We start from the raw sequence: 5,344 nt of genomic DNA on the forward strand, positions 1-5,344 counted from the left end.
ATACCTCCTCAAAGGCACGAGCTGCTTGATTGAAATTTATTCAATTTTGTTTATCAGTACTTCTTGACGAAGAACCGTGAATTCTAATTCAAAAGCCTCTATGTTCTTATCATCCTTATAATGTATTGCAAATACACCTGATACTTCAGTAATTGATTGTTCGTCTCATAAACTTCCTCATGACAGTAACGAATCCCTTAATTAGGTAATTCTCTTTTAGTCAGATATATACACATGAACTTATAACCAATGTAAATCATAAGTGCTACTTGTTTTAACAACAGGAACAAGAAAGATTAAAAATTTATCGAATAATAAACTTTTTATTCCGTATATCTATAAATAATAAAAGTAAATTCAAAACTAATTTAAATCAGCTATAGCCTCTTTAATTCCTTCCCGTAAATTAACAACCGCATGCCATCCTAAATTTTCTAATTTACTAGAATCCAATGCAGAATACTCCATACCGTTACTGTCATTAACTTTCCCACATATAAGATTAACTTGGCCTATCCTAGCTACTTCTTTTGCAAATTGCCGAATCGTAACAACTGAATCCTTATTTGAGACATTATATGCCTGACAATTTTTACCATTAATTAAAGAAAAAATTATAGCACTAGCACAATCAATTGCATGACAATATGAACGTAACTGATTACCAGAGCTATACATTTCAATAGTCCTATCCTCATAAGCACACCTTAAAAAGTCGGTTGCAGCACGATTATCTCCCTTAGAAATATTTGAACTATAAATATGTCCAGGACGAATAATGACTGATTCTATTCCATATTCATAAGCATAATCTATACATAAATTTTCAGCTGCTCTTTTTCCATTTGTATACGAAAAGCGAGGATTTAGTTTATCAACTAAGCCAAAATCTTCCTCATTAATTAATTTATTTCTTCCTTCTGGTTTATTACCATAAACTTCACTCGATGAGATATATACTACACGTTTAGTTTTTTGCCTTAATGCATAATCTAAAATATTATTTAATCCAAAAATATTACCCATTAATGTTTCAACCGGTTTTTTTATATATAAATTAGGATTAGCATTACTTGCCCCTTGTATTATATAATCCACCTGGAAATTAAAATTAATTTTTTTAGTAGCATCATATTTAACAAAGTGAAAATATTCTTTTTCACAAACATCTCCAAAACGTTTTACTAAATGCTCATAATTTCTACTTGCAACAAAAATATCTATATTCTTGTTTAATTTTTCATTTAAATAAATAAAAATATCTACAATGGAGGTTCCAATTAATCCTGTTCCACCAGTAACCAAGACACTGCTACCTGAAAATTTCTTTAAGTTATTAGTATCAATTGCAATCTTTATTAATCGTAAATAATTTTCAGATCGTTTACTCATTCTTATCAATTCTTTCTAAAGAATATACTTTTTAATTTAATTTATTGTTTTCCTTCACATAAAGATATGCTTTAAATGTTTCTAAATTCTCCTTTGTTGTTAGTTTTAAATTTTTATCTGAACCTGTTGCAAAATGAAGTGTTACACCTAAATCAGCCATCATAGTATTTGTATATGACGAACCAGAAATACCAATTTTCTTGTTAAACGCTTCGTGATATTTATCATCTAATAATTTAAATTTATATGCCTGCGGTGTTGAAACACGTCGCAAAATATCTCTTGGGATATACTTATTAGTTGTATTAATATCATCATTACTAATAACAAAAATTTGCTCATTGTATGGGGTAGATGAAACAGCATTACCATATTGAGAGCATTTAACAACTACATCAGAAAGTACATCTTCATTAACAAGAGGACGAACACCATCATGAATAATAATAATATCGTCATCATTTACCTTGTCCTCTAAATTAAAAACACCATTTCTAATAGATTCCTGCCCAGAATTTCCACCTGTTATAATCCACTTCAATTTATCAATATGAAATTTCTTTGCATATGCCCTAACGGTTTTCTGCCAACCATCAACACACACTACCTCAATAGCATCTATTTGTGGATGAGCTTGAAATGCTTCAAGAGTATAAACTAGTACAGGTTTATCGTTTATAGTTACAAATTGTTTAGGGACATTTAACTGCATGCGTCTCCCAATACCACCAGCCAATATAATTGCTACATTCATAAATATCTCTCCCCAAGTTTAATTTACACTAGTATATTTAATAATCTTCATCAATTAACTTTCTTTTTTATCTATTAAAATATTAGAAACTCTTTGAGAAGCTAGCCCATCATCAAGTAATTTAACTTTCTTTTTAAATTCGATAACTTTTTTATGCATTCCTTGATCATTAAATGAATTTATATTAGCCAAAAGTTCATCCTCATTATGAGAAAATACAAATGGTAAATCTTTTCTGATATTAAATTCTATTTTTCGATCTTCCTTTATATATTGCTCATAGTCCTTAGCAAATATAAATATTTTGTCACTCTTAAGCATAAAATCAAAAACACTACTAGAGTAATCAGTTATTAAAGCAAAAGATGCTACAAGAAGTTCCTGCATATCAGGGTACCTTGATCCATCTTTTATATTATTATTTTCAATAACCGGGATTTGATCAGCAACATTAGGATGCATACGTTTAACAAGTACAAATTTTTTGCCAAACCTATTTTCAAATGCTTGTATAACTTTCTTATAGTTAAATGAACATACTTTTGTCTGTTCATCTATGCTAATATAATTTCTAAATGTGGGTGCATATAGAATAATTTCTGTATCCGGATCAATATTATAAAATTCTTTTACTTTTTCTTTTATTTTCTCAGTATCATTAAAGAAAACATCATTTCTTGGCAATCCAGTTTTTACAATTTTCCCATTATACCAAAAATTATTTCGATAATTTTGAGTTACCCATTCACTATTAGAAATCATTAAATCTATTTGCTTGGAATCATGCTTACTATCTCTTATATAAGTTTCACTTAACGTATCTTCTGCTGCTTTTTCAACCTTTTTAAACCCTATTCCTCCATGCCAAGTTTGCAAATAAAATTGTCCCTTTCTCTTTTGTGGTTTATAACTGTTCTTCACATCATCAATCCATATTTTAGCAGTCGCTAATTCATACGCAGATCTAAATGAATGGTACTTAACTAATCTAATACCTTGTGGGAAAAATTGTGAAGTCTTTTTATTTCTAACAAGCCATACAATATCTAATGAATCTCTATATTTTAGTAGCTGTTCTACAATATATTTAGGGTTATCACCGAATCCTTGACCCGAAAAGTTATCTACAACTATTTTATTATTTTGGATTTTACATAATTTCGAAAATAAAGTTATTAAATTTAATAACCCTATCTTTACCAATGATTTCAATTCCATAACCATATTTCCTCACACATAGATAATGATATTGCTAATTCTACATTTACATACTTAGCTGAATAAGAAACTAAACGAAGCTTAACTTTCTAAAAATGAATATTACTTTTTTATACTACCTCACACTTGATAGACCAAGACTATTACTTCAATATGAGACCTAATTACATAAATATTATCCACAACGATAAATAATAATTAATGTTTCCTACATATTCTCATCAATTACTAAACTAGAATTATTCTACCCATCAGTTTAAAATTCCCAGCTCTATATTTATACCTTATATCTTTCACTATAGATTTTACCTTAGACACTTAAAATCATGTCAAACAATTTTTTCTTTAATTTTTGAAATAAGGAAACTGACTAGATATCTAAATGGCTCTAATCTACACAAATACGAACATGCAATGTACACAAAAACACCAGCAAAGACCTGTATTATTAAGACTAAATATATAGGCATTGGTAATTTTTCTATTGGCCAAATTACTAAAGCCATAAATAACGATAATGATAATGATGGAGCAACATCCTTAAATTGCTCCATATATGAATAAGAAATAATTCGCCTATTAGGACCAATATTGACAATTGCAGCATAAATAGAATATATTGTCATGGTTATTGCTACAGCCAATATACCTTTTTTTACAGATATAAAAAGGAGTATCAAATAAACCGGTTTTTTTATTAATTCAATTTTTAGTAGAACATTACTTTTTCCACTTGCTTTCATCACCTGAAGGTTAGTGTTAGTTATTGTTGAGAATGCATTAGCAACACATAACCACTGCATAAAAGGAACTGCTTTTATCCATTTATCAGTCAATAATAATAATATAATTGGCCTGGCTGTTACCATAAGGCCGAACATTAATGGCATGATTAAGAAAGAAGATACTCTTAATGAACGTCTGACTATTTCTTTTAACTTTAGTGGGTTATCTGCCGCCTTAGACATGTATGGAAAAAGAACCGATGAAATTGTTGTATCTATATTACTCGAAAGTAAATTTGGAAACTGTTGTCCACGATTATAGAAAGCCAAAGCAGAAGGAGTATAAAATTTTCCAATAACTAGTGACCTTAATTGCCCAAATAAGTTTCCTAAAAATTCGGCAGCCATTACTTTCCATCCGTAATTCATCAATGACTTCGCCCTTTTAATTGAGAAAAGTAACTTTGGTCTCCAAGGTATTTGCACAAATAACACTATCATTGATAATAAGTTATTAATGATATACTGCAATACTAATGACCAGACCCCAAATCCTAGCATGGCTAAAAATATACCAATAATTCCTGAACTAATAGTTGCTAAAGTAGTTGAAAAAAACATTTTTTTAAATGCTAGTTGCCTAGCAACATATGCTTGTTGAATGGAGTTTATAGACAAAATTGGTAAAACCAATCCCAAAATACGAACAATTGGAATTAAATCTTTATTTCTATAAAAAGATGCAATATATGGTGAGCACATAAATAATAAAAAATATATAAAAAAAGAAAAAATTAAACTACAATAAAAAATAGTCGAAAAATCTAATTTATCTGCATCTTTTTTTTGAATTAAAGACGTATTAAATCCGCTCGTTACAAAAACGCTCAAAATAATAACAAAAACATTCACCAATGCCACCTCACCATAATCATGAGGTGTTAACAATCTAGCTAGGATTATAGAAATAACAAATAGAACTACCTGTGACATTACCTGTTCACTAAATTTCCATATAAACCCAGCAAAAAAATCATTTTTATTCATAGATAATCCTCTGATAAAATACCTCTAAGTTATTAAAACTTTGTACCCACAAACTGCAAAAATCAATTCAATTTTATTATTAATATTGGCAGATTGCAAGAAATAATTTGAAGGTGGATTATAGAATGAAGGTAAGCACTGAATAACAGCACGTCTATATTTTCAATTTGAGGTCTCCTATACTGATTACCAGAAATTCAGTTAGGAG

Annotated in this window: 4 protein-coding genes; all 4 read right to left on the reverse strand. The window is 29.1% G+C overall.

All coding sequences use genetic code 11. From position 1 onward, the window contains the following. Positions 1–363: 363 nt before the first annotated feature. On the reverse strand, positions 364–1,392 hold the full coding sequence (locus H9564_RS08865) for an NAD-dependent epimerase/dehydratase family protein (protein WP_191685103.1): 1,029 nt from the start codon (positions 1,390–1,392) through the stop codon (positions 364–366). Between the two features lie 31 nt (positions 1,393–1,423). Continuing rightward, on the reverse strand, positions 1,424–2,146 hold the full coding sequence (locus H9564_RS08870) for an IspD/TarI family cytidylyltransferase (RefSeq protein ID WP_191685104.1): 723 nt from the start codon (positions 2,144–2,146) through the stop codon (positions 1,424–1,426). A gap of 54 nt (positions 2,147–2,200) precedes the next feature. After that, positions 2,201–3,364, reverse strand: a complete 1,164-nt coding sequence (locus H9564_RS08875; protein ID WP_191685105.1) for a CDP-glycerol glycerophosphotransferase family protein — start codon at positions 3,362–3,364, stop codon at positions 2,201–2,203. Positions 3,365–3,693: 329 nt separating this feature from the next. Continuing rightward, a complete protein-coding gene (locus H9564_RS08880) occupies positions 3,694–5,136 on the reverse strand; it encodes a lipopolysaccharide biosynthesis protein (protein WP_191685106.1) in 1,443 nt (480 codons plus the stop codon). Positions 5,137–5,344 lie beyond the last annotated feature (208 nt).

This window comes from Limosilactobacillus avistercoris, from assembly GCF_014836425.1.
Classification (GTDB): domain Bacteria; phylum Bacillota; class Bacilli; order Lactobacillales; family Lactobacillaceae; genus Limosilactobacillus; species Limosilactobacillus agrestimuris.

Excerpts from the sequence above, each read along its gene's own strand:
- H9564_RS08880 (WP_191685106.1), bottom strand. The coding sequence starts at position 5,136 with ATGAATAAAAATGATTTTTTTGCTGGGTTTATATGGAAATTTAGTGAA.
- H9564_RS08870 (WP_191685104.1), bottom strand. The coding sequence starts at position 2,146 with ATGAATGTAGCAATTATATTGGCTGGTGGTATTGGGAGACGCATGCAG.
- H9564_RS08865 (WP_191685103.1), bottom strand. The coding sequence starts at position 1,392 with ATGAGTAAACGATCTGAAAATTATTTACGATTAATAAAGATTGCAATT.
- H9564_RS08875 (WP_191685105.1), bottom strand. The coding sequence starts at position 3,364 with ATGGAATTGAAATCATTGGTAAAGATAGGGTTATTAAATTTAATAACT.